The organism is Thiovibrio sp. JS02 (assembly GCF_053485635.1).
On the sequence record NZ_CM130715.1, the window covers coordinates 3,125,772 to 3,147,329 of the forward strand.

Below are 21,558 nucleotides of genomic sequence, written 5' to 3' on the forward strand. Positions count from 1 at the left end.
TTTTCAATTCCAGCCAGCCATGAACATCGACAACGAAGAACAGGCCAGAACCCTTATCTGCCAATGCCAGACAGACCCGCCCCGCGCCCAGCTCAGAAATCTGAAGCTGGCCGTGCAATCCCTCGAACTCAGCCAGATGTATTATGAACAGAAGGGCAATGACCATGGCGCGCGCCGCTCCCTGGCCTGCATAACCATCCTGAGCGAGCGCATCAAAGAGTTGGAAAAAGCATAACCCATGCCGGCCATCCTTTACACAACAGGCCTTGTCCTTGCCGTTCTGGGCTTCATCCTCAGCGTGGCCTTCTGGATACCGCGCCTGGTCAACCGGGTGCGACTGAAGGAGATTCTGGGACCAAAATACCCCCTGATTTTTTTCGTCTACCTGGCGAACGGCCCCTTTCTCATGGCCCTCGGTCTGATCCTGGCCTGGAAATTCCACTGAGAGCAGGCAGGTCATGACGCGCGGACTCCTTTTCCCTCTCCTCCTGCTGAGCCTTGCCGCGGGCACACCCGCCATGGCCGGCGAGGAGCCGTGCGCCGCGCTTCTCGACAGCCGCTGTCAGAGCTGCCACTACAAGTCGCGCATCTGCCAGAAGCTGGGCCGGAAAAACGTCAGGGGCTGGCAACGAACCATCAGGAACATGATCCGCCACGGGGCCAGGCTTTCCGCGGCGGAGGGAAAAACCCTGGCCGAGTGCCTGGCTGCGGCGCCTGCCGGGGCCGAATTCGTCTGTAAAAATTAAGCCCAACGCCTTCCAATACAAGAGGAACGATCATGAGCGCAGAAAGCAAGCACGGCTGGAACGATTCCATGGACATGAGCCTGATGGCCAAGATGAAAAGCGACCTCAAATCAGCCATGCTGGCCAAGGATGAGCCGGTCAAGGGCGCCATCCGCATCATCATGAGCGAGTTTCCCACCAAGCTCACCGTGGCCATCACCCTGGAGAGCGGCAAAAAGTCCAGCCGGCCCAAAAAAGAGGACGAAATCAGCAACGACGACATCATCTCGGTGATCCAGGGTCTGGTCAAATCGGAAAAACAGACCCTGGAGCTGAAAAAGGAGGCAACCTCCGACTACCTGCGGATCCTGGAATCATACCTGCCAACGATGGCCAGCGAGGAAGAAATTACCGCCTGGGTCAAGGCCAATGTCGATCTTTCCCAGTTCAAGAGCTCCATGCAGGCCATGGGTCCCATCATGAAACATTTCGGCAAAAAGGCGGACGGCAATGTGGTGAAGAAGGTGCTGGCCAGCCTTGCCGGGTAAGAGGGCGACACCGTTTTCTCGATTCGCCGCTGCCGCCGATTAGATGAGGGCATTGGCACCTTTTCCAAACCAACCGGAAGGAACCCATGAACAAAAAACTCTGTATAATCGGACTGATGGCTGTTCTCGCCCTCTGGGGCTGCAACCGGGAAGAAAAACAGGCCGAAACGCCGGCAAGCGCGCCGGCGGTCGAGCAGGCCGTGAACCAGGCCGGGAAAGCAGTCGGCGCCGCACTCAAGGAAGCGGCGGACACCGTTGGCCAGGCCGCCCCCGCCGTGGAAGAAGCCGTGACCGCGGCGCAGGATGCGGGCCAGGCAGTGGTGAAGGAAGCGGAGCAGGCGGTGGAGGCGGTGCGGGAGAAAGCGGCGGCCACCGTGGTGGAAACCGCGCAGGAACGGGCCGCCGCCCTGGTGGCGAAAGGCGAGGAGACCGTGGCCGCCACGGGCGCCTCGGAAACCGTGGTCCTGGTAAACAAGCAGGGCAAGATCACCCTTTCCCACCGGAAACACGCCGAGGCGCAGGGCTGCGCCGCCTGCCATGGCGGGCAGACACCGGGCCCCCTCACCCTGGGCAAGGAAGCAGGTCATGCCCTCTGCCAGGACTGCCACAAGGAAAAACAGGCCGGCCCCACCGGCTGCAACCAGTGCCATCAGAAAAAAACAGCGGCCGTGGAAGGCTGCTGATCCGCGACCTTTTTTCGGTCACCAGGGCTTGGCGCGGAAAAACCGGGGCAAGCCCTCCTCCCTTAGGCCGCGGCGGTTGTCTCCCCCGCCAACAGCCCCTTGAATTCCTCGTCGTCCAGTGACTCTTTCTCGAGCAGGGTCTGTGCCACCTTTTCCAGCAAAGCCCGCTGTTCCGTCAGGGTCTGCTCCACCCCCACCATCCGTTCATCAATGATCCGGCGCACCTCCTCGTCGATGAGCAGGGCGGTCTGGTCGCTGAACTCCTTCTGCTGAAAAACCCCCTGTTGAAGAAACTGGCTGGCAGGCTGCAGATAGGTGACCTGGCCGAGTTTTTCGTTCATGCCGTACATGGCCACCATGCTGCGGGCGATCTCGGTGGCCCGCTGCAGGTCGTTCTGGGCGCCGGTGGTGATCTCGCCGAAGACGATCCTTTCCGCGGCCCTGCCCCCCAGCAGCACGTCGATTTTCTCCAAAAGCTCGGTCCTGGACATCAGGAAACGATCCTCGGTGGGCAGCTGCATGGTGTAGCCCAGGGCCCCGATCCCCCGGGGCACGATGGAAATCTTGTGCACCTTTTCCGCGGTTTTGCGGAAGGTCGCCACCAGGGCGTGGCCGGTTTCGTGATAGGCCACCGTCTTTTTCTCGGTTTCGTTGAGCACCCGGTTTTTCTTTTCCAATCCGGCGATGATCCGGTCGATGGCCTCCTCGAACTCGAGCGCGTCCACCTGCTCCTTGCCCTTGCGCACCGCCAGCAGGGTCGCCTCGTTGACCAGATTGGCAAGGTCCGCTCCGGTAAATCCTGGCGTGCGACGGGCAATGATTTCGAGATCCATCCCGGCCGAGAGCTTGATGCCCTTGACATGCACCTTGAGAATGGCGATCCGCTCCTTGAGATCGGGCCGGTCCACCAGAATGTGCCGATCAAAACGGCCGGGCCGGAGCAGGGCCGGGTCCAGGATCTCCGGCCGGTTGGTGGCGGCAAGGATCACCACCCCTTTATTCACCTCAAAGCCGTCCATCTCGGCCAGGAGCTGATTTAAGGTCTGCTCCCGTTCGTCGTGTCCGCCCATCATGCCGCTGCCTCGGGCCTTGCCCAGTGAATCGAGTTCGTCGATGAAAACGATGCAGGGCGCCTTGGCATTGGCCTGCTCGAAAAGATCGCGCACCCTGGCCGCGCCCAGGCCCACGAACATCTCGATGAAGTCGGAGCCGCTGATGGAAAAGAAGGGCACCCCGGATTCGCCGGCCACCGCCTTGGCAAGCAGGGTCTTGCCCGTGCCCGGCGGGCCGACCAGGAGAATGCCCTTGGGGATCTTGGCGCCGAGCCGGGTGAACTTTCCGGGCGTCTTCAGAAACTCGATCACCTCGGCGAGTTCCTGCTTGGCTTCGTCCTGGCCTGCCACGGAGTCGAAGTTGACCCCGAGATCGGTCTGGGCGATGATCTTGGCCTTGGATTTTCCCAGGGTCATCATGCCGCCGCCCGCCCCCTGGCCCATGCGGCGCATCATGAACATCCAGATTCCGACGAAAAAGAGGGTTGGCAGCACCCAGGAAAGCAGGGTGCGCAAAAAGGTGTGCTCGTTGGCGGCGATGATATCCACATTGTGCTTTTCAAGAAAATCCACCAGGTTCTTGTCATCGATGCGCGGGGTTACATAGAGGGCCTCGGGAAACATGGGCTCCTTCTTGCTGCTCTCCACCTTTTCGTAGCCCTTGAGCTGGTTTGAGGAGATGACCACCGAGTTGATCTTGTCCTCGGCAACATAGCTCTTGAACTGGCTGTAGGAAACGTTGTTGATCCGGGGGGAGAGCCAGTTCTGGAGCAGCAGAAAAACCGCGAGGGCAATTAAAAGATAACTCACTGAAAATTGTAATTTTTTTTCCATTTACCAACCCTTTGTTCTGGATGAAGCCGGCAGCTGGACCCTTTGATCTTCCATACCCCGGACTCAATTTCTATGTTATAAGAGTTTTGCCTATTCGCAAACCGGCAAATGGCCGGCTGTCTAAAAACGGCTTTTTCGACTGCCGGCCACCCATCCGGGAAATGGGCGCCTGTTTTGTGGAAGCGTACCTCCCTGAAATTGTCCATACCCGCAAAAAAGAGACAGATCATGAATCCGGAAGAGGAAATTGTGCTCATTGTTGATTCCGACAATGCGCCCATTGCCAAGGTTCCCAGAAAAACCATGCGCCAGCAGGGGCTCATTCACCGGGCCACCTATATCCTGGTCTTCAACAACGTCGGGGAGATCTTTGTCCAGAAGCGGACCATGCACAAGGACATCTATCCCGGCTATTACGACGTCGCCACCGGCGGGGTGGTGCTGGCCGATGAACCCTACGAACTTTCCGCGCAGCGCGAACTGGCCGAGGAACTGGGTGTTGCCAGGGTTCCCCTGACAAGCCATTTTGATTTTTATCACGAGGATATGCACAACCGGGTCTGGGGAAGGGTCTTTTCCTGTCTCTGCGATGGGCCTTTTCTTCTCCAGAAGGAAGAGGTGGAGGATGGGTTTTTCCTGTCAGTGACCGAGGTGCTTGCCAGATGCGAAAACGAGCCCTTTACCCCGGATGGCATCCTGGTGCTCAAAAAATTTCTCGCCGAGCGATGAAGACCTTTCTGGGCTCCCTGCTCGATCTTTTCTTTCCCCCCTCCTGTCTTTCCTGCGAGGCGCCGCTTTCCTCATCCCGGAACATCCAGTTCTGCGCTGACTGCTATTCCCGTCTCTCCTTCATCCATTCCCCTTTATGTCCCCGCTGCGGCAGGCTTTTCAGCAACGCTGCCGGCGGAGACCATCTTTGTTCCGCCTGCCTGACCAAAAAAATCCACTTCAGCGCGGCCAGGGCCCTGCTCCTCTATGAAGAGCCGCTGAAAAAAATCATTCACCGCCTCAAGTACCAGGGCAAGACTTCCTGCTTAAGAAGCATCTCCCTGCTCAAGGATGCGCATCCCCTGCCAGCCCGATTTGCCGGGGTCGACCTGATCCTGCCCGTGCCCTTGCACAAAAAACGGCTTGGCGAACGCGGCTTCAACCAGGCCCTGCTCCTGGCGGAATGCTTTTTCCCTCGGGACAAGCGCCTGAAAAGAGATCTGCTGGTCCGCCCCCGGGAAACAGCGCCACAGACCGGCTTCAGCGGCCGGGAGCGCCGGCGGAATCTGCGCGATGCCTTTGCCGTGCCAAAGCCGGCCGCGGTGGCGGGAAAAAGGATTCTCCTCATCGACGATGTCTTCACCACCGGCACCACGGTGAATGAATGCGCCAGAACCTTGAAAAAGGCCGGCGCCGGCGAAGTTCTCGTCCTTACCCTGGCGCGGGTCAGGGAGGATTGAGGAAATTGCTCGCCCCGACCAATAAAGCATATTAAATTAACGCCTCGGTCTGTTGTTACAAAAAGGAGTCGCCATGGATATCCCGCATCTGCTTGCCGCTTTTGCCTCGCTTCTCATCGCCGGTTTCACCTTCACCCGGCTCTTCAAAAAACTGCGGGAAGACGATTGCCCGGCCTGACTGATGATCTACGGATCGATTGGTATGGGTCTCATATCATATTATATTTTCACGGTTTTTTTCTGAAAGGGGAGACAGGGGATGCATGTGCAGGGCAAGGAATACCGCACCATCTGGCCGGCTGAAGCGGCAAGAGAGGTTGTTCGGATCATCGACCAACGTCAGCTGCCCCATCGCTTTGTCATCGAAGAACTGCGCACGGTTGCCGAGGTCTGCACGGCCATCAGGGAGATGCACGTGCGCGGCGCCGGCCTCATCGGGGCCACGGCGGGATTCGGCATGTACCTGGCTGCCCTGGCCGCGCCGGAAAACACCTTCGCCGAGTTCATGCAGGAGGCGGCGGAGAAACTGGTGCGAACCAGGCCCACGGCAAGCAACCTCGCCTGGGCGGTGAAGAGGCAGCTGGAGGCGCTGCGCTGGGATTGCAGCATCGAGGCGAAGCGCGACAAGGCCTTTCGCGTGGCCTGCGAGATAGCGGACGAGGATGCCCGGTTCTGCCGGAGGATTGGCGAACACGGCCGCGCGCTCATCGAGGCGATCAGCAAAAAAAAGCAGGGCGGGCCGGTGAACATTCTCACCCACTGCAATGCCGGCTGGCTCGCCTTTGTCGACTACGGCTCGGCCACCGCCCCCATCTACGCCGCCCACAATGCCGGCATCCCCGTGCATGTCTGGGTGGATGAGACCAGGCCGTGGCTGCAGGGCGCCAGGCTCACCGCCTGGGAACTGCGGGAGGAAGGCGTACCCCATACCCTTGTTGCCGACAACACCGGCGGTCATCTCATGCAGCACGGGCTGGTGGACATGGTCATCGTCGGCACCGACCGCACCACCCGCCGCGGCGACGTGGCCAACAAGATCGGCACCTATCTCAAGGCCCTGGCGGCAAAAGACAACAACGTCCCCTTCTATGTGGCCCTGCCCTCTTCCACCTTTGACTGGTCCATCCGGGACGGCATTGCGGAAATTCCCATCGAGGAGCGCGGCGGCGAAGAGATCACCTGGGTCAGCGGCCTCACATCCGACAACGACCTTGCCACCGTGCGGATAGCGCCGGAAAACACCAACACCGCGAACTACGGCTTTGATGTTACCCCGGCCCGGCTCATCACCGGTCTCATCAGCGAACGGGGGATCATGGCGGCCGAGGAGGCTGATATTCTCCGCCTCTATCCGGAAATGGCCTGAATCCCGTCAGCCATGCCACTTGCCTTCCCCTCCGGCTGCCGTGATAGAATAGAGACGATTGGAATCGCGCAGTCCTTATCCCCTCAACCTGTAACCCCATGGTGCACCGTGATGAAACGCCCCCTCATTCTTGCTTTCTGTCTGGTTTCTCTTTTCAGCCTTCCCTCCTTTGCCGCCGATGGCGAACAAAAGCTGGAAATAGAGCGGGGAACGTGGAGCACCGAGGATGACAAAATCCCGCACCGCAAAACCTATCGGCTGCTCTGCATCGAGGGTCTCAATTTTCTCAGCATGGAAGGCTATGGCGGCGGCCAGAGTTCCTCGACCGCCGTTCACCTCATCCAGGTGCTTGACAAGAGCGGCAAGCCGAAGACCTGCAAATGAGGACGTCGATGGCCAACGGCCGCGCAACACCATTACCTCGCTGAAAAATCCAGCACATACTTGCCGGCCGTGAAGAGGACAAACCCCGCCAGCATCCATTTGATAGCCCTGGCCGGCACATGCTTCTGCAGGCTGGCCCCGCAGTACATGCCGCAAAACCCCCCGACCCCGAAAAGAAACCCCAGCAGCCAATCCGGCGCCACGCTCATATTGGGATACAGGGGAGCGATGAGCTGATAAAAGAGCACTCCGGCCACCGAGGTCACGAAGGTGCCCATCAGGGCCGCGCCCGCCACCGTATGCACCGGCAGGCCGAGGATGCTGACAAAGAATGGGGCGATGATGGCGCCGCCGCCGATGCCGTACACCCCGCCGATTATTCCCACCACCAGACTCAAGGCCAGGACGGCAAGGCTGCTCGCCTCGCAGACCTCCCCTAAAAATTCATAGCGGATGCTGAAGAGGCCGGCCCTGTGCACGGTCACCGGCGGCAAACTCCCGCCGCCATGCAGGGCCTGATATTCGCGGAGCCGCAGCGCAACTCCATCCTGTTTTTGATCCTCGCCGTTCCGGCGGCCCAGAAGGTCTTTCAGCAGCCGTACGCCGATGTAGAGCAGGACAAGGCCCACAAACATCTTGAAATTGCGCGCATCCGGGAGATAGCGGATGCGCAGGAAGGCGCCGACGAGAACCCCGGGCAGCGTACCGACGATCACGGCCCAGGTCAGCGGCCAGACCATCCGCCCCTCCTTGAGATAGCGGTACACGCCGCTGGGAATGGCGACAATGTTGAACAGCTGGTTGGTTGCGCTCACCGACGGGGTGTTGAAGCCGAGGACGCTTACCTGAAAGGGCAGCAGCAAAAAGGCGCCGGAGACGCCACCCATGGAGGTGAAGAGGGAAATGGCAAAGGCCACCAGGGGTGGAACCAGCGGGTTGACCTCCATGCCGGCCACGGGAAAATACATGCTTGTCTTCCTCCTTATCGCAGACCCAGACTTTCCATCACCATGTTGTGAAAAAGCGGCCTGAACAGCTTGATCTGCTCATTGCCGCGGCTTGTATGCACCCTGTTGCTGAGAAGGACCATGACAAGCTCCCTGGCAGGGTCTATCCAGAATGAGGTGCCGGTAAAACCGAGGTGGCCGACGCTGGCAGGGGAAAGATGATCGCCGCCGCTGGAGCCTGCGGCCGACGGCGTATCAAAACCCAGGGCCCAGGTGGAGCCGGGAATATCCTGGCGCTGCAAAAAACCGGCAAGGTCGCGGCTCCGGTAATTGGGATGTTCCTCCCTGCCCTGCCACTGATCGAGCAGATGGACAAGGAGCTGAAAAACCCCATTGATGGTTCCGAACAGGCCGGCGTGACCAGCCACGCCTCCCATGGCAAAGGCGTTTTCATCGCTCACCTCGCCGGAGAGGATTCTCTTGCGCACCCGGCAATATTCCGTCGGAGCCAGGGTCATATCCTTCCTGCCCTGGGCTCCGGTGGGAAGAAACAGTATTTGCTCGTTTAACCCCAGGGGAGCCAACACCATTTGCCGATAAAACATATCCAGTCTCTGCCCGCTTACCTTTTCGATGATGAGCCCGAGCAGGATAAAGCCCAGATCGCTGTATAAGGATTTTTCTCCGGGCGCATGGAGCAGGGGTTCGGCAAGGATCAGGGCAAGGATCTTTTCTCTTCTTTCTTCTTGCGCCAGGGGAATGAGTTGCCTGAAAAACTCCCGGTGCGCCGGAAAGCCGGAGGAATGGCTGAGCAGATTCCTGATGGTAACCTCCTTTTTTTCTCTGTCACCAAGGCCGGGGAAAAATATTTCCAGCCTATCAGAAAGTTTTATCGCATCTTCCTTGATAAGACAGAGAAGCGAGAGGACCGTGGCCAGCGGTTTGCTCAGGGAGGCGAGGTCGTAAAATGTGTGTTCGTCCACCTCCTTTTCCCTTTCGTAGTTGAGAAATCCATAGGTTTCGATAACGGTTTTTCTGTTCCGGCTCGCTCCAAAACCTATGCCCATGGCCGCCCCGGGGAAAACCTTTTTCTCCATGGCTTGATGAAAAATTGTGTAAATATTCGATTTTAAAGAAATAATAGTATTTTTTTTCATTGCGGCTGAGGGGATTGACCAGAGCGGAGAAAAAGAGGATGAAATAGAGGCTTAACATCCCAATAAAACATCATCTTTTTATTTATTATTATTGTATTTTTTTGCTTTTTAAACTATCTTTTTGTAACTGATTTCAGTAAAAAATCCGCCTTGTTATTTTATTTATTTTTTTTAAATAAAATCAATAAATTAAAAAGGTTTTTACTCTTTTGTTTATTTATTCTTTTCTGAACAGATTTTTCAACACCTTCCCGACACAGTCCCATGAATACATGTTCGTTCACTTTTTAAAAAATGTTGATAACTCATTTTTAAATTTTATTCCTATCTTTTCACTCTCTCAAATTTAAAAAAATAATTTATAAATTCAGGAGGTTAAAAGGTTACTCAACATATCAACACCGCTTATAATCATAATCTTTTAAAGATTTAAAAAACTAATTCTTACTCAACAAGGATGTGAATTATGTCTCTGATCTTTAACATTTCGAGAGATGACTTTCTGGCTGGCCTTGCTTCCCTGCAAAATGTCACTGGCAAAAAGGGAACCATTGCCATTCTTTCCAATGTGCTTATCGAATCCCAGGCGGATTCCCTCCGTTTGACCGCCACGGATCTTGAAATAGGTATCCGCAACATTCTGCCGGCGGAGATACTTTCTCCAGGCTCCATCACCCTGCCCGCGAAAAAGCTCTTCGAGATAGTGCGCGAATCAGGCGCTGACCAGATCCATTTGGAAATTCTGGAAAACAATTGGGCAAAAATCACCTCGGAATCAACGGATTACAAGCTTGCCGGCATGCCGAGCGAAGAATATCCCGCCTTCCCGGAGTATGATGAGGCCAATCTGGTTGCCCTTAAAAGCGATGATGTGAAAGAGCTCATCGATAAAACCATCTTTTCCGTGGCCCAGGAAGGAGAGTCCCAGTTCAATCTCACCGGTATCCTGGTGGAAAAGGATACCGCCGAAGGCAAGAACAGGCTGCGCATGGTTTCCTCCGATGGTCACCGTCTTTCCCTGATGGAAAAAGAGTTGGAAAACGACATCAACCAGCTGAAGATGGAAAAAACCATCCTTATTCCCCGGAAAGGAATGCAGGAAATTAAAAAGTTCTGCGAGGGAAGCAATGAAATACAATTATGTTTTGAAGAAAAACAGGCGGTGATGAAAACCGACCATTCCGTCATGGTCATTCGTCTGATGAACGGAGATTTTCCCGACTACAAAAACATCATTCAGGTGGTGAACAAAGCGAAATATTTCGAGCTGAACAGAATGAAGATAATGACCTCCATGAAGAGAATGAATCTCTTTACCGAGGATCGCTACAACGCCGTTCAATTTGAAATACATAACAACAGGCTGGTTCTTTCCTCCCAGAGCATGGACATCGGCAGCGCCAAGGATGCCCTTGAGATCGCCTACGAGGATGCACCTTTGAAGCTTGGTTTTAACGGGAAGTATTTCGTGGAAACCATGCAGGTCATGTCAAGCGATATCATCAAGGCCTATATAAACTCCGAGGAAAGCCCCTGCATGATCCAGGGCGATGATGATCCCGGCTTCATCAGCATCATCATGCCCATGAAGATATAACCTACGAATTCCAAAAGAAACAGAGCACGATAAAGATAAAAAATATCTTTATAAACAATACGTTAAGAGGAATCACACTTTGACAGAGGCAAACACGAATTACGGTGCTGATCAGATCAAGGTTCTTTCCGGGCTGGAAGGCGTCCGGATGCGGCCGGCAATGTACATTGGCAATACCGCCGAAGAGGGTTTGCATCATCTCATCTACGAGGTGGTGGATAACAGTATCGACGAGGCCCTGGCCGGATACTGTTCGAAAATAAAGGTGATCTTTCACCAGGACGGCAGCGTGAGCGTGGAGGACAACGGGCGCGGCATCCCGGTGGCCATGCATCCCACCGAAGGGGTTTCCGCCCTGGAGCTTGTCATGTGCACCCTGCATGCCGGCGGCAAGTTCGATCACTCCACCTACAAGGTTTCCGGCGGTCTGCACGGGGTGGGCGTCTCGGTGGTCAATGCCCTGAGCCGCTGGACCACCGCCGAGGTGAAACGTGAGGGCCATGTCCACCGCCAGACATACCATTACGGCATTCCCCAGGGAAACATAGAGGTGGTTGGCGATACGGACAAGAACGGCACCAAGATCACCTTCATGCCCGATCCTGAAATATTCAAGGAAACCACCGAGTTCAAATATGAGATCATCCAGAACCGCATGCGGGAGCTGGCCTTTCTCAATAAGGACGTCAAGATACTGCTCCACGACGAGCGGACCGGCGCCGAGGATGAATTCCATTACAAGGGCGGCATTGTTTCCTACATCGAATATCTCAACCGCAACCGGACCCACATCCATCCCGAGGCTGTTTTCGTGGCCGGCGAGAAGGACAATGTGCAGGTGGAGGTCTGTTTTCAGTATTTCGACGGCTATTCCGAGCGGCTCTTTTCCTTTGTCAACAACATCCACACCAAGGAAGGCGGCACCCATGTCGCCGGTTTTCGCGCCGCGCTCACCAAATGCATCAACCGTTACGCCAGCGACGACATCGTGCCCAAGAACATGAAGGAGAAGATGGGCGGCGACGACGTGCGCGAAGGGCTGACCTGCATCGTTTCCGTGCGGGTGCCGGATCCGCAGTTCGAAGGGCAGACCAAGACCAAGCTGGGCAACAGCGAGGTCAAATCCATCGTCGAAACCATCTGTAACGAAAAATTGGCCATATATCTGGAACAGAACCCGCAGGTGGCAAGAAAGATCCTCGGCAAGGTGGTTGACGCGGCAAGGGCCCGGGAAGCGGCCCGCCGCGCCAAGGAACTTTCCCGCAAGAAGGGAGCGGGACTTGACCTGATGATGGCGGGCAAGCTCGCCGAGTGTCAGTCCAAGGACCCGAAGGAGCGGGAGATCTTCCTGGTGGAGGGTGATTCTGCCGGCGGCTCGGCCAAGCAGGGCCGCGACCGCTCCATCCAGGCGATCCTCCCGTTGCGCGGCAAAATCATGAACGTGGAAAAAGCGCGTTTCGACAAGATTTTGAGCAGCGAGGAGATCAAGCAGATCATCGCCGCCCTGGGTACCGGCATAGGCAAGGATGATTTTGAAGTAGACAAGCTCCGCTACCACAAGATCATCATCATGACCGACGCAGACGTGGACGGCGCCCATATCCGCACCCTGCTTTTGACCTTTTTCTATCGGCAGATGCTGCCGCTCATTGAAAACGGCCATGTTTACATCGGTCAGCCCCCTCTCTACCGCCTTGGCCGGGGCAAAAAGGAGCAGTTTTTCACCACCGAGGAGGATCTGAATCAGCATCTCTTTGATCAGGCCAGCAACACGCTGTCGGTGGCCGTTGCCGAAACCGGGGAAAAATTGAGCGGCGAGGCCCTGGTGGGTGTTCTGAAGAACCTTTCCTACTATCTGCGCCTCATCGAGTACCTGACCAGGATCAACATCTGGGAGGAGATGGTCCATTTTCTTCTGGAAAACGACATCAGCACCGCGGATCAGTTCGAGGATCAGGGTCTGGTCGAACATCTCAAGGAGCAGCTTGCCGGCAAGAACATGATTCTGGGCAATATCCGGCCCTGCCGCTGGCGGCCCAGCTGCTGGGAGTTTGACGCCGCCATCAAGGACAAGGCGCACATGATGATCACCATCGGCCCGCAGATCCCCCTGATCAATGAATACCGACAGGCCATCGCTCAGTATCCCAGGATCAGGCAGTACCTGCGCACCGGCTTCACCGTGGAAACCCAGAGCAAAGGCATCGAGGCGGCCACCTGGCAGGAAATGCTCACCACCGTCCGGGCGGAATCCTTCCGGGGCAGCACCATGCAGCGCTACAAGGGCCTGGGCGAGATGAATCCGGAGCAGCTCTGGGAGACCACGATGAACCCGGAAAAGCGGACATTGCTGCAGGTGCGCATCGAGGACGCCGAGCAGGCGGACGATATCTTCACCACCCTGATGGGCGACAAGGTGGAGCCGCGGCGCGAGTTCATCCAGAACCACGCCCTGGAAGTTGCCGAGCTTGATATTTAGACCCTCTTCAGGTCAGAGAGGAGCAACACGGCTCAGCCCGCACTTCTTGCTGAACAGATAAAGATATCAGAAAAAAGTAGAGGCTTTTTCCGCTCCGCCGGATTGGAGCAGACCTCGAATAAAGACTGGATAAGGGTTCATCCAGTAAAATAAGGATTTTCATATGACGGAAGTGACCAGTAAAGAGTTGCCGGAGATTCCCAAGGTTTCCCTGGAAAAGGAACTGCAGAAATCCTATCTGGATTATGCCATGAGCGTCATCGTGGGCCGGGCCCTGCCCGATGTGCGCGACGGCTTGAAACCGGTGCACCGGCGGGCTCTTTTCGCCATGCGCGAGCTCAACAACTACCACAACCGGCCCTATCTGAAGTCGGCGCGTATCGTCGGTGACGTCATCGGTAAGTATCATCCCCACGGCGATACCGCGGCCTACGACACCATCGTCCGCATGGCCCAGGATTTTTCCATGCGTTACCCCCTGGTGGACGGCCAGGGCAACTTCGGTTCGGTGGACGGCGACTCGCCGGCGGCCATGCGTTACACGGAAGCGCGCATGACCAGGATCGACCAGGAGCTGATCGCCGATCTCGACAAGGAGACCGTTGATTTCTCCCCCAACTACGACAACTCCCTGCAGGAGCCGGTGGTCTTCCCCACCAGGATCCCCAACCTGCTGATCAACGGCTCCTCCGGCATCGCCGTGGGCATGGCCACCAATATCCCGCCCCACAATCTGGTGGAGGTGATGAACGGCCTGATCGCCATGATCGACGACCCCAACGTCACGGTCAATCAGCTCATGGATCACATCAGCGGCCCGGATTTCCCCACCGGCGGCTTCATCTGCGGCCGGGCCGGCATCCGGGAGGCATACGAAACCGGGCGCGGCTCCGTCCTGATGCGCTCGAAGACCGAGGTGGAAAAGAGCAAGAGCGGCCGGGAATCCATCATCATCACCGAGATCCCCTACCAGCAGAACAAGGCCTCCCTCATCGAGAAGATCGCCATCCTGATCAAGGAAAAACGGATCGAATCCATCGCCGAGGTGCGCGACGAGTCGGACCGGCACGGCATGCGCATCGTGCTGGACCTCAAGAAGGACGCCATCGCCGACGTGGTGATCAACCAGCTCTTCAAGCTCACCCCCTTGCAGAAGAGCTTCGGCATCATCCTGCTCTCCATCGTCAACGGCAGGCCCGAGATCTTAAATCTCAAGCAGATCCTCGAATACTTCCTGCTCCACCGCAAGACCATCATCTACCGCCGCACCACCTACGACCTGAAAAAGGCGGAGGAGCGCGCCCATATCCTGGAAGGGCTCAAGGTGGCCATCACCAACCTGGACGAGGTGGTGGAGCTGATCAAGAGATCCGCCAACCCGCAGGAGGCGCGGGACGGCCTGATGAGCCGTTTCGGCCTTTCCGAGATCCAGGCCCAGTCCATCCTGGAGATGCGGCTGCACCGGCTCACCGGCCTGGAACGGGAAAAGATCATCAAGGAGTATGAGGAGCTGCTCGCCCAGATCGAATGGTTCAGGAAGATCCTCGCCGACGAGGCCCTGGTGCTCAGGATCATCCGCGAGGAGTTCGAGGCGATCAAGGAGCAGTACGGCGACGAGCGCCGCACCGAGATCATCGAGGCCCCGGACGAGATCCTGCCCGAAGACATGATCATGCCGGAAGAGATGGTGGTGACCGTCACCCACGAGGGCTACATCAAGCGCAACCCCGTGGATCTTTACCGCTCCCAGCGCCGGGGCGGCAAGGGCATCAAGGGCACCACCACCATCGAGGAGGATTTTGTCAGCCACATGTACCTGGCCTCCACCCATGACACCTTCCTCTTCTTCACCAACCACGGCAAGGTCTTCTGGCGCAAGGTCTACGAAATCCCGCAGGCGAGCCGCATCGCCCGGGGCAAGGCCATCGTCAACCTTCTTGAGCTGCAGGAAGGCGAGAAGGTGGCGGCCATCCTGCCGGTTTCCACCTTTGACATCCCCGCCGGCGAGGAATGCCACGTGATGATGGTCACCAAGAAGGGTGTGGTCAAGAAGACGGTGCTGGACGAGTTCCGCCGGCCCATCCGCCGCGGCAAGATCGCCCTGACCATCCGCGAGGATGACGAGATTCTGGGCGCGGTGCTCACCAACGGCAAGAACGATATCCTCTTTGTCACCCGCGAGGGCATGTCGGTGCGCTTCCGGGAGGCCGATGTCCGCAGCATGGGCCGCACCGCCACCGGGGTCAGGGGCATCAACCTGGCCGAGGGCGACGAGGTGGTTTCCGTGGATGTGGTGCATGAAGGCTCCTCCATCCTGGTGGTGACCGAGAACGGTTACGGCAAGCGGACCGAAGTGGATGAATACCGCCTGATCAAACGCGGCGGCAAGGGCGTCATCGCCATCAAGGCCAGCGAACGCAACGGCCTGGTGGTGGGCGCCATGCAGGTGACGGACGAGGATGAGCTGATGATGATCACCAATGCCGGCAAGATCATCCGCATGCCCATGCGCGACCTCAGGGTAATAGGCCGCAACACCCAGGGAGTGCGCCTCTTCAAGCTGGAAGAGGGAGAAAAGGTGGTGGCGGTGGATAGAATGGCCGAGACCATGAATGACGAGGATGAGGCTGGTGAGGAAGAGGGCGGACTGGCGGAGGAGTAGAGAGGGGGGATAGTGTCTGCTGTGAGTGTAAGAGGATAAAAAATTTCTGTCTAATACACTTTCGGCATCATTACCGAGGATAAAATTGAAACAGAATATCAACAAGAACTTTCCAGGTGGCTCAAAGTCACGTGTTAATCTAGCGGGGAATAATGTTCGTTCCGGAAATGTTACAGTAGATGATTTGGTTGTAATCGATGAGTGGCGTGCTGCTCATCGTGCAGTCTTGAATACATTTCAGGCAATTCTACGCACAAGAACTCGCGGAAAATCAATAATAGTTGCCCAAAGACATAAGCGAAAATCAACGATTTTCGGAAAATTGGATAGATTTCCAGAAATGCAACTGGCAAGAATGGATGACGTAGCTGGTTGCAGATTAATATTTTCTAATCTTAAAGAACTATATGATTTTAGAGGTGTCTTTCACCGGGCACGTTTTAATCACAAAATCCGTAATGATATTGACAAATACGACTACATAAAACGCCCAAAATCAACAGGCTATAGAGGTATTCATGATGTCTATGTATATGATGTGAATTCAGCAACTGGTAAGCATCTTAAAGGCTTAATGGTTGAAATACAGTACAGGACAAAGATACAACATGCATGGGCAACAGCTGTTGAAGTCATTGGTTTCATAACTGAAAGCCAGCCAAAGTTTCAGGAGGGAGATACACGCTATCAAGATGCTATGGCTCTTGCGAGTGAAATTCTTGCGAGGGCATTTGAAACTTCACATGGGCCTTTTCCTCACAAAGAAAATGCTGAATTGGTAAGAGACTTCCTGCGGTTGGACCAAGAACTTAAACTGTTGAAAACTCTTCAAGGCTTAAATTCCATCGACTCCATTGCAAGTACAAACCGTAACTCCATTTTAATATTCTCTCCTTCAGGTGAGTTAGAAATAAAAACATACCGCGATGCACCTGAAGCACTCCGAGCGCTATTTCAACTTGAAAAAGAACACCCAGGCAAAGACATCGTACTCGTTAGGGCCGATACGTCAGAGGAAGTTCGCTTTGCTTTTAAAAACTATTTCTCTGATGCTCAGGACTTTGTTCGTATGGTCGAAGAAGGATGTCAAACTTTATCTGGTGTGCAATTGGTTAATAAAACTGCTTTATTGAAAGCTCTTAACAAAAAAATGCCTAAGAAATAGCCGAACTAGGCGGTTCGCTTGACGCCGAGAACGTCTGCGGCGCTGACGCGGCAAGTTTGGGTGTGGCCACCGCTGATCAGCGCGTTGAATTTGTGGAAAAAGTCAAACAGCCTATTGTAAAGACCTTTTTCATTTTTCTACAGGCTCGTTGTGCCGGAGGGAACCCCAAATAACATGCCCCGCTATGATCCGCTGACACCGGAAGAGCGAAGCGAACGGATGTCGCGAATCCGAAATGCCGATACAAAACCGGAAATGATCGTGCGGCGGATGGTTCACGGAATGGGGCATCGTTATCGTCTTCACGCTCCGGATTTGCCTGGGCATCCTGATCTTGTTTTTCGCCCTCGAAATAAGGTAATCTTTGTGCATGGGTGCTTCTGGCACCAACACGGCTGCCACCAGTATCGGCAGCCGCGCACTAATCGTTCTTTTTGGGAAGCGAAGCTCACACGGAACAAGGAGCGAGACGCTAAGATTCAAAGAGAGCTACGGCAACTTGGTTGGCATTTCATGGTGATTTGGGAATGCCAACTGAAGAAGAAAGCCGCTTTGCGTTCCCGAATCAGAAGATTCTTGGAAGGAAAATGAAAAAACAACGATCATCAATAGAACTGTTCACGGGGGCCGGAGGTTTGGCCCTCGGACTGGAGCAAAGCGGTTGGCATCACACAGCGCTGATTGAAAGAAACGAGTATGCGTGCTCGACAATTCATTTGAACGAGTCCCTTGGCCACCCACTTGCCAAAGGTTGGCGTCTCTACCCCGATGACGTACGCATGATTCGCTACTCTGATTTATTTGACCATGTAAACATGGTAGCTGGCGGCCCTCCTTGCCAGCCTTTTTCTCTCGGTGGCAAGCATCGCGCATATCAGGACAACCGGGACATGTTTCCGGAAGCCGTTCGTGCGGTTCGAGAATTGCACCCGGAATGCTTCGTCTTTGAGAATGTCAAAGGGCTGCTTCGACAGAGCTTCGCGAGCTATTTTCACTATATCATCTTGCAACTCACCTATCCAATGCTTGTACGGAAACAAGATGAAGAATGGGTATCGCATCTAGATCGGCTCGAACGTCATCACACCGGAGGCATTGAGCGTGAGCTTTCATATCGAGTAGTTTATCGTTTGCTTGACGCAGCTGATTACGGTGTGCCACAGCACCGCCACCGTGTATTCATTGTCGGTTTCAGGTCAGACCTTCAACGGCAATGGTCGTTTCCGGAGCCGACCCATTCATATGATCGGTTGCTTTGGGATCAATGGATTTCGGGAGCTTATTGGGATGAACACCGGATTGCAAAGAAAAATCGACCAGCAGTGCCAGAGCGGTACGTTTCCCGCATAGCCCGACTCAAATCGCGATTCGGCCTTTTCCTTCCGCCTGGAGAAAGATGTCGCACTGTACGCGATGCTCTTATTGGCCTTCCCGACGCGAGGAACAAGACGGAGACGGTACCCAACCATGAATTCAGGGACGGTGCTCGTCCCTATCCTGGACATACTGGTAGCACTCTTGACACTCCATCGAAAGCGCTTAAAGCAGGCGATCACGGAGTGCCGGGAGGTGAGAACATGATTGCATTGCCTGATGGAACTTATCGGTATTACACAGTTCGCGAAAGCGCCCGGATTCAAACATTTCCAGATGATTATGTATTCAGTGGCTCATGGACCGAAGCCATGCGACAGATCGGAAATGCCGTTCCGGTACGCTTGGCTGAGGCGATCGGTAACAGTATTTTAAAACAAGTAGCGTGAAGGATTGACATGTCATTATTGCCTGACCTATTGAAACAAATTCAGAAGATGAGGAAATCGTTACACCCGATCATGAATTTTACATCCGCCGACAGCCAGAGCGATCGGGACATTAAGCGCTTCGTATCCGAATCAGGTTTATTGATCAATGAGTTACATCAGGCACGGGAACTAGTCTCACCAGTCCGTTTCGGGGCAGTTGGTATCACTCTGGGCCGATCTGACAGCATCGCCAAGTTTTTTGCGTTTAGCTTTACGAATAAAGAGAAACTCGTTCTTGAGAACCTTGTCGACTCTCCCTTTTATGGCGCTGGAGTCTATGCGATCTACTACCATGGTAAGGCCGAGAAAGCATACCTCCCTCTTTCATGTACTGAAACGCCGATATATGTAGGCAAAGCAGATCCAAGGAACCCGCAAGCTGAGACCGTTGAAGAACAGGGGCAAGCGCTGTACTCTCGCCTTAAGGAGCATTGCAAGAGTATGAACAAGGCGAATCTGTCGTTATCTGATTTCTATTTCAGGGCCGCACCCATTCAGACCGGGATGCAAGCAGCGGTGGAAGATTTCATGATCCTGTCAATACAGAAGTAAAAGTGTACCAGTTTCGGCAAAGTAAAAGTGTACCACCTGTGAGGGAAAGAGGTCTGCGAAGACGCCAGCGGAGTTTGTCGCCCAAAGCGTTCATCGAAGCGGTCTCTCCCAGCCGCTGCAAATGGTTCGGTTACATGGGTTGATTTTCTGCCAGTGTTTCACCTTGTTCTTTGATAGTTGATTTTGTGATCGAGTGGCCCCGCAGCCGGTAGCTGTGGCCCTTGATGTTGACCACTCGGCAGTGGTGAAGGAGCCGGTCGAGGATTGCGGTGGCTATCACCGGATCTCCGAAAAATTCCTGCCAGTCCCCGAAGCTCTTGTTGGAGGTTATTATGGTGGAGCTTCTCTCGTAGCGGTGCGAGATGAATTGGAAGAAGAGGTAGGCTTCCTGGGGATTGACCGAGAGGTAGCCGACCTCATCCACCACAACCAGGCTGGAGCTGAGATACGCTTTATGCTTGGACTGTCCGCTTTCCTTGAGTTTTCTGATCAGGGTTTCCATGGTTGTGAAGTAGACCTTGAAACCATGATGGCAGGCCTTGATGGCAAGGGCCGTTGCCAGGTGGGTCTTGCCGACCCCGGGCGGGCCGAGAAAGACGACGTTTTCGTGCTTGGTAATGAAATCAAGCTCGAAAAGCTCCATGACCGCCTTCTTGTCCAGGTTGGGATGGAAGGAGAAGTCGTACTCATCGATGGTCTTGGCGCTGGGGAGGCCGGCGGTTTTCATGGCGGTCTGCACTCGCCGGGTGTCCTTGGCCGCCACCTCCTCTTCCAGCAGGTGATCAAGAAAGGCCAGATACGAGCTCTTGTTCCCCTCGGCATCTTGGACGATGGCGTCAAGCACCTCTGCGGCCCGGCTCAGCTTGAGGCGTTGCAGGTTGTCCTGGAGACGTTCACTGGTCAGTTGTTCCATGCGACACCCCCCTGTGCAAACAGGTCATACTCGGCCAGGGGGCGCTGCTCGACTTGCGGATAGAGGCTGCCGGAGGTGAGTCCCCTGGTGGCCTTGCCCTTGCCTTTGCCATATTTGCGGGTGAGCTGTTGCTGATCGCGGCGGAGTTGGTCGTAGAACAGGCGGTTGCCGACAAACTCGTGCTTTCCGCCTGCCTCCTGGTAGCTGACCAGGAAGTCGTGATCGTGGAAGATGGCGATGACGCCGTGCTTGATCTTGAGCAGCACTCTTTTGCCCACCACCCGGTGAGGGACAAGATAGCGGTTGGTGTTGTAGGAGATCTGACAGTCCTTGTAGACCTTGCGATACACCTTGATGGAGGTGTCGTAGTCGGTGGGCGGCAGTTTCCCGAGCAAGGAGCTTTCCTGCTGCCAGCGATCGCAAACCGGCCGATGATGGGTGCCATGGACTCGACGGTTGGCGGTTTCGTCAAGCCAACGGCGCATGTCCCGATTGAGGGCCTGGAGGGTGGTGAAGGTGTAGCCCCGCCAGAAACGCTCCCGGATATAGTCCATGGGGCGTTCCACCTTGCCCTTTACCCATGGGCTATAGGGAGGGCAGGCCTTGGCTGCGAAGCCGTAGTGATGGGCGAAATGGAGGAATTCCTTGTTGAAATTCGCCTTCCCCTCACTGCGGTCGACCACCACGTTCTTCATGTTGTCGTACAGGATCTCCGCCGGCACCCCGCCAAGGTAACGGAAGGCGTTGATGTGGCAGTCCATGAAGGCTTCCATGGTGCAGCGCTCGACGTACTCCACATACATGGCGCGGGAAAAGCCGAGGAGCATGGAAAAGGCATGGACCGTGGTGGTGGTGCCGTCTGGTTCGACAATCTGATAGTCGCCGAAATCAACCTGGGCCTGCAGGCCAGGCTCGGTCTCGAATCTGATATAGGCCAGACGGGTTTGTTGCTCCTTGAGAGGGCGAACGAAATCCCGCACGGTTTCGTAGCTGCCGACATAGCCCATTTTCCTGAGTCGGTCAAAGATCCAGGTTGCTTGGTAGTCGTCCTGCTCGACATAGTCCTTGATGATCTGGCGGAAGGGGTCAAGAACAGAAGGCCGGCGCTTTTTCGTGTGGTATTGGGGCAATGTGGTTGCCGCGAGATGATTTTTGACAGTCTGCCGGTGAATGCCGAGCTTCTTAGCAATGGCCCGGATACTCAGGCCGTCACGTCGCAATGAGTGAATGTCCATAAAAAC

Annotated in this window: 21 protein-coding genes; 16 read left to right on the top strand and 5 right to left on the bottom strand. The window is 55.3% G+C overall.

The window, feature by feature from the left end:
* Window positions 1-19: 19 nt before the first annotated feature.
* From ACUUL3_RS14295 to ACUUL3_RS14315, 5 genes are all read left to right on the top strand, one after another.
* A complete protein-coding gene (locus tag ACUUL3_RS14295) occupies window positions 20-235 on the top strand; it encodes a hypothetical protein (RefSeq protein ID WP_448552447.1) in 216 nt (71 codons plus the stop codon).
* 3 nt (window positions 236-238) lie between these two features.
* A complete protein-coding gene (locus ACUUL3_RS14300; protein ID WP_448552448.1) occupies window positions 239-445 on the top strand; it encodes a hypothetical protein in 207 nt (68 codons plus the stop codon).
* A gap of 13 nt (window positions 446-458) precedes the next feature.
* Entirely contained in the window at window positions 459-746 is a 288-nt protein-coding gene (locus ACUUL3_RS14305) for a hypothetical protein (protein WP_448552450.1), read from the top strand.
* A gap of 32 nt (window positions 747-778) precedes the next feature.
* The gene (locus tag ACUUL3_RS14310) at window positions 779-1,273 is read left to right on the top strand and encodes a GatB/YqeY domain-containing protein (RefSeq protein WP_448552452.1); all 495 of its coding nucleotides are present in this window, start codon (window positions 779-781) and stop codon (window positions 1,271-1,273) included.
* Between the two features lie 86 nt (window positions 1,274-1,359).
* Complete coding sequence (locus tag ACUUL3_RS14315) at window positions 1,360-1,956, top strand: hypothetical protein (protein ID WP_448552454.1); 597 nt, start codon at window positions 1,360-1,362, stop codon at window positions 1,954-1,956.
* 62 nt (window positions 1,957-2,018) lie between these two features.
* Here ACUUL3_RS14315 and ftsH read toward each other — a convergent pair whose 3' ends face one another.
* Window positions 2,019-3,842 (bottom strand): ATP-dependent zinc metalloprotease FtsH, encoded by a 1,824-nt coding sequence (gene ftsH, locus ACUUL3_RS14320; RefSeq protein ID WP_448552456.1) that lies wholly within the window; start codon window positions 3,840-3,842, stop codon window positions 2,019-2,021.
* Window positions 3,843-4,070: 228 nt separating this feature from the next.
* On the opposite strand from ftsH, the gene yfcD reads away from it, so the two are divergent.
* The 4 genes from yfcD (at window position 4,071) to ACUUL3_RS14340 (ending at window position 7,040) form a co-directional block, all read left to right on the top strand.
* A complete protein-coding gene (gene yfcD / locus ACUUL3_RS14325; RefSeq protein WP_448552458.1) occupies window positions 4,071-4,571 on the top strand; it encodes an NUDIX hydrolase YfcD in 501 nt (166 codons plus the stop codon).
* Window positions 4,568-5,290 carry a double zinc ribbon domain-containing protein gene (locus ACUUL3_RS14330; protein ID WP_448552460.1) on the top strand — a complete coding sequence of 241 codons (723 nt, stop codon included), beginning with the start codon at window positions 4,568-4,570 and terminating at the stop codon, window positions 5,288-5,290. Before yfcD ends, ACUUL3_RS14330 begins: the two co-directional genes overlap by 4 nt.
* A gap of 259 nt (window positions 5,291-5,549) precedes the next feature.
* The gene (gene mtnA / locus ACUUL3_RS14335; protein WP_448552462.1) at window positions 5,550-6,656 is read left to right on the top strand and encodes an S-methyl-5-thioribose-1-phosphate isomerase; all 1,107 of its coding nucleotides are present in this window, start codon (window positions 5,550-5,552) and stop codon (window positions 6,654-6,656) included.
* Window positions 6,657-6,767: 111 nt separating this feature from the next.
* Window positions 6,768-7,040, top strand: coding sequence for a hypothetical protein (locus ACUUL3_RS14340; protein WP_448552464.1), 273 nt, complete (start codon window positions 6,768-6,770; stop codon window positions 7,038-7,040).
* A gap of 32 nt (window positions 7,041-7,072) precedes the next feature.
* Here the strand turns inward: ACUUL3_RS14340 and ACUUL3_RS14345 are convergent, their stop codons facing one another.
* Complete coding sequence (locus tag ACUUL3_RS14345) at window positions 7,073-8,008, bottom strand: sulfite exporter TauE/SafE family protein (RefSeq protein ID WP_448552466.1); 936 nt, start codon at window positions 8,006-8,008, stop codon at window positions 7,073-7,075.
* Window positions 8,009-8,022: 14 nt separating this feature from the next.
* A complete protein-coding gene (locus tag ACUUL3_RS14350; RefSeq protein ID WP_448552468.1) occupies window positions 8,023-9,144 on the bottom strand; it encodes a serine hydrolase domain-containing protein in 1,122 nt (373 codons plus the stop codon).
* Window positions 9,145-9,610: 466 nt separating this feature from the next.
* Between ACUUL3_RS14350 and dnaN the strand changes: the two genes are divergently transcribed.
* The 7 genes from dnaN (at window position 9,611) to ACUUL3_RS14385 (ending at window position 19,404) form a co-directional block, all read left to right on the top strand.
* Entirely contained in the window at window positions 9,611-10,741 is a 1,131-nt protein-coding gene (dnaN, locus tag ACUUL3_RS14355) for a DNA polymerase III subunit beta (protein ID WP_448552470.1), read from the top strand.
* Between the two features lie 79 nt (window positions 10,742-10,820).
* Window positions 10,821-13,220, top strand: coding sequence for a DNA topoisomerase (ATP-hydrolyzing) subunit B (gene gyrB, locus ACUUL3_RS14360; RefSeq protein WP_448552471.1), 2,400 nt, complete (start codon window positions 10,821-10,823; stop codon window positions 13,218-13,220).
* 163 nt (window positions 13,221-13,383) lie between these two features.
* A complete protein-coding gene (gene gyrA, locus ACUUL3_RS14365; RefSeq protein ID WP_448552473.1) occupies window positions 13,384-15,882 on the top strand; it encodes a DNA gyrase subunit A in 2,499 nt (832 codons plus the stop codon).
* A gap of 85 nt (window positions 15,883-15,967) precedes the next feature.
* The gene (locus ACUUL3_RS14370; RefSeq protein ID WP_448552475.1) at window positions 15,968-17,047 is read left to right on the top strand and encodes a RelA/SpoT domain-containing protein; all 1,080 of its coding nucleotides are present in this window, start codon (window positions 15,968-15,970) and stop codon (window positions 17,045-17,047) included.
* A 174-nt stretch (window positions 17,048-17,221) separates the two neighbouring features.
* Window positions 17,222-17,638: a very short patch repair endonuclease gene (locus tag ACUUL3_RS14375; protein WP_448552477.1), complete on the top strand. Its 417-nt coding sequence runs from the start codon at window positions 17,222-17,224 to the stop codon at window positions 17,636-17,638.
* Window positions 17,635-18,810, top strand: coding sequence for a DNA cytosine methyltransferase (locus tag ACUUL3_RS14380; protein WP_448556495.1), 1,176 nt, complete (start codon window positions 17,635-17,637; stop codon window positions 18,808-18,810). The genes ACUUL3_RS14375 and ACUUL3_RS14380 overlap by 4 nt, the downstream gene beginning before the upstream one ends.
* A gap of 9 nt (window positions 18,811-18,819) precedes the next feature.
* Window positions 18,820-19,404, top strand: a complete 585-nt coding sequence (locus tag ACUUL3_RS14385) for an Eco29kI family restriction endonuclease (RefSeq protein ID WP_448552479.1) — start codon at window positions 18,820-18,822, stop codon at window positions 19,402-19,404.
* Window positions 19,405-19,534: 130 nt separating this feature from the next.
* Here the strand turns inward: ACUUL3_RS14385 and istB are convergent, their stop codons facing one another.
* Both istB and istA read right to left on the bottom strand, forming a co-directional pair.
* Complete coding sequence (gene istB, locus ACUUL3_RS14390; protein WP_448551597.1) at window positions 19,535-20,317, bottom strand: IS21-like element helper ATPase IstB; 783 nt, start codon at window positions 20,315-20,317, stop codon at window positions 19,535-19,537.
* The gene (istA, locus tag ACUUL3_RS14395; RefSeq protein WP_448556398.1) at window positions 20,305-21,552 is read right to left on the bottom strand and encodes an IS21 family transposase; all 1,248 of its coding nucleotides are present in this window, start codon (window positions 21,550-21,552) and stop codon (window positions 20,305-20,307) included. The genes istB and istA overlap by 13 nt, the downstream gene beginning before the upstream one ends.
* Between the last annotated feature and the right edge of the window lie 6 nt (window positions 21,553-21,558).

Excerpts from the sequence above, each read along its gene's own strand:
- ACUUL3_RS14295 (WP_448552447.1), top strand. The coding sequence starts at position 20 with ATGAACATCGACAACGAAGAACAGGCCAGAACCCTTATCTGCCAATGC.
- ACUUL3_RS14300 (WP_448552448.1), top strand. The coding sequence starts at position 239 with ATGCCGGCCATCCTTTACACAACAGGCCTTGTCCTTGCCGTTCTGGGC.
- ACUUL3_RS14305 (WP_448552450.1), top strand. The coding sequence starts at position 459 with ATGACGCGCGGACTCCTTTTCCCTCTCCTCCTGCTGAGCCTTGCCGCG.
- ACUUL3_RS14310 (WP_448552452.1), top strand. The coding sequence starts at position 779 with ATGAGCGCAGAAAGCAAGCACGGCTGGAACGATTCCATGGACATGAGC.
- ACUUL3_RS14315 (WP_448552454.1), top strand. The coding sequence starts at position 1,360 with ATGAACAAAAAACTCTGTATAATCGGACTGATGGCTGTTCTCGCCCTC.
- ftsH (WP_448552456.1), bottom strand. The coding sequence starts at position 3,842 with ATGGAAAAAAAATTACAATTTTCAGTGAGTTATCTTTTAATTGCCCTC.
- yfcD (WP_448552458.1), top strand. The coding sequence starts at position 4,071 with ATGAATCCGGAAGAGGAAATTGTGCTCATTGTTGATTCCGACAATGCG.
- ACUUL3_RS14330 (WP_448552460.1), top strand. The coding sequence starts at position 4,568 with ATGAAGACCTTTCTGGGCTCCCTGCTCGATCTTTTCTTTCCCCCCTCC.
- mtnA (WP_448552462.1), top strand. The coding sequence starts at position 5,550 with ATGCATGTGCAGGGCAAGGAATACCGCACCATCTGGCCGGCTGAAGCG.
- ACUUL3_RS14340 (WP_448552464.1), top strand. The coding sequence starts at position 6,768 with ATGAAACGCCCCCTCATTCTTGCTTTCTGTCTGGTTTCTCTTTTCAGC.
- ACUUL3_RS14345 (WP_448552466.1), bottom strand. The coding sequence starts at position 8,008 with ATGTATTTTCCCGTGGCCGGCATGGAGGTCAACCCGCTGGTTCCACCC.
- ACUUL3_RS14350 (WP_448552468.1), bottom strand. The coding sequence starts at position 9,144 with ATGAAAAAAAATACTATTATTTCTTTAAAATCGAATATTTACACAATT.
- dnaN (WP_448552470.1), top strand. The coding sequence starts at position 9,611 with ATGTCTCTGATCTTTAACATTTCGAGAGATGACTTTCTGGCTGGCCTT.
- gyrA (WP_448552473.1), top strand. The coding sequence starts at position 13,384 with ATGACGGAAGTGACCAGTAAAGAGTTGCCGGAGATTCCCAAGGTTTCC.
- ACUUL3_RS14375 (WP_448552477.1), top strand. The coding sequence starts at position 17,222 with ATGCCCCGCTATGATCCGCTGACACCGGAAGAGCGAAGCGAACGGATG.
- ACUUL3_RS14380 (WP_448556495.1), top strand. The coding sequence starts at position 17,635 with ATGAAAAAACAACGATCATCAATAGAACTGTTCACGGGGGCCGGAGGT.
- ACUUL3_RS14385 (WP_448552479.1), top strand. The coding sequence starts at position 18,820 with ATGTCATTATTGCCTGACCTATTGAAACAAATTCAGAAGATGAGGAAA.
- istB (WP_448551597.1), bottom strand. The coding sequence starts at position 20,317 with ATGGAACAACTGACCAGTGAACGTCTCCAGGACAACCTGCAACGCCTC.
- istA (WP_448556398.1), bottom strand. The coding sequence starts at position 21,552 with ATGGACATTCACTCATTGCGACGTGACGGCCTGAGTATCCGGGCCATT.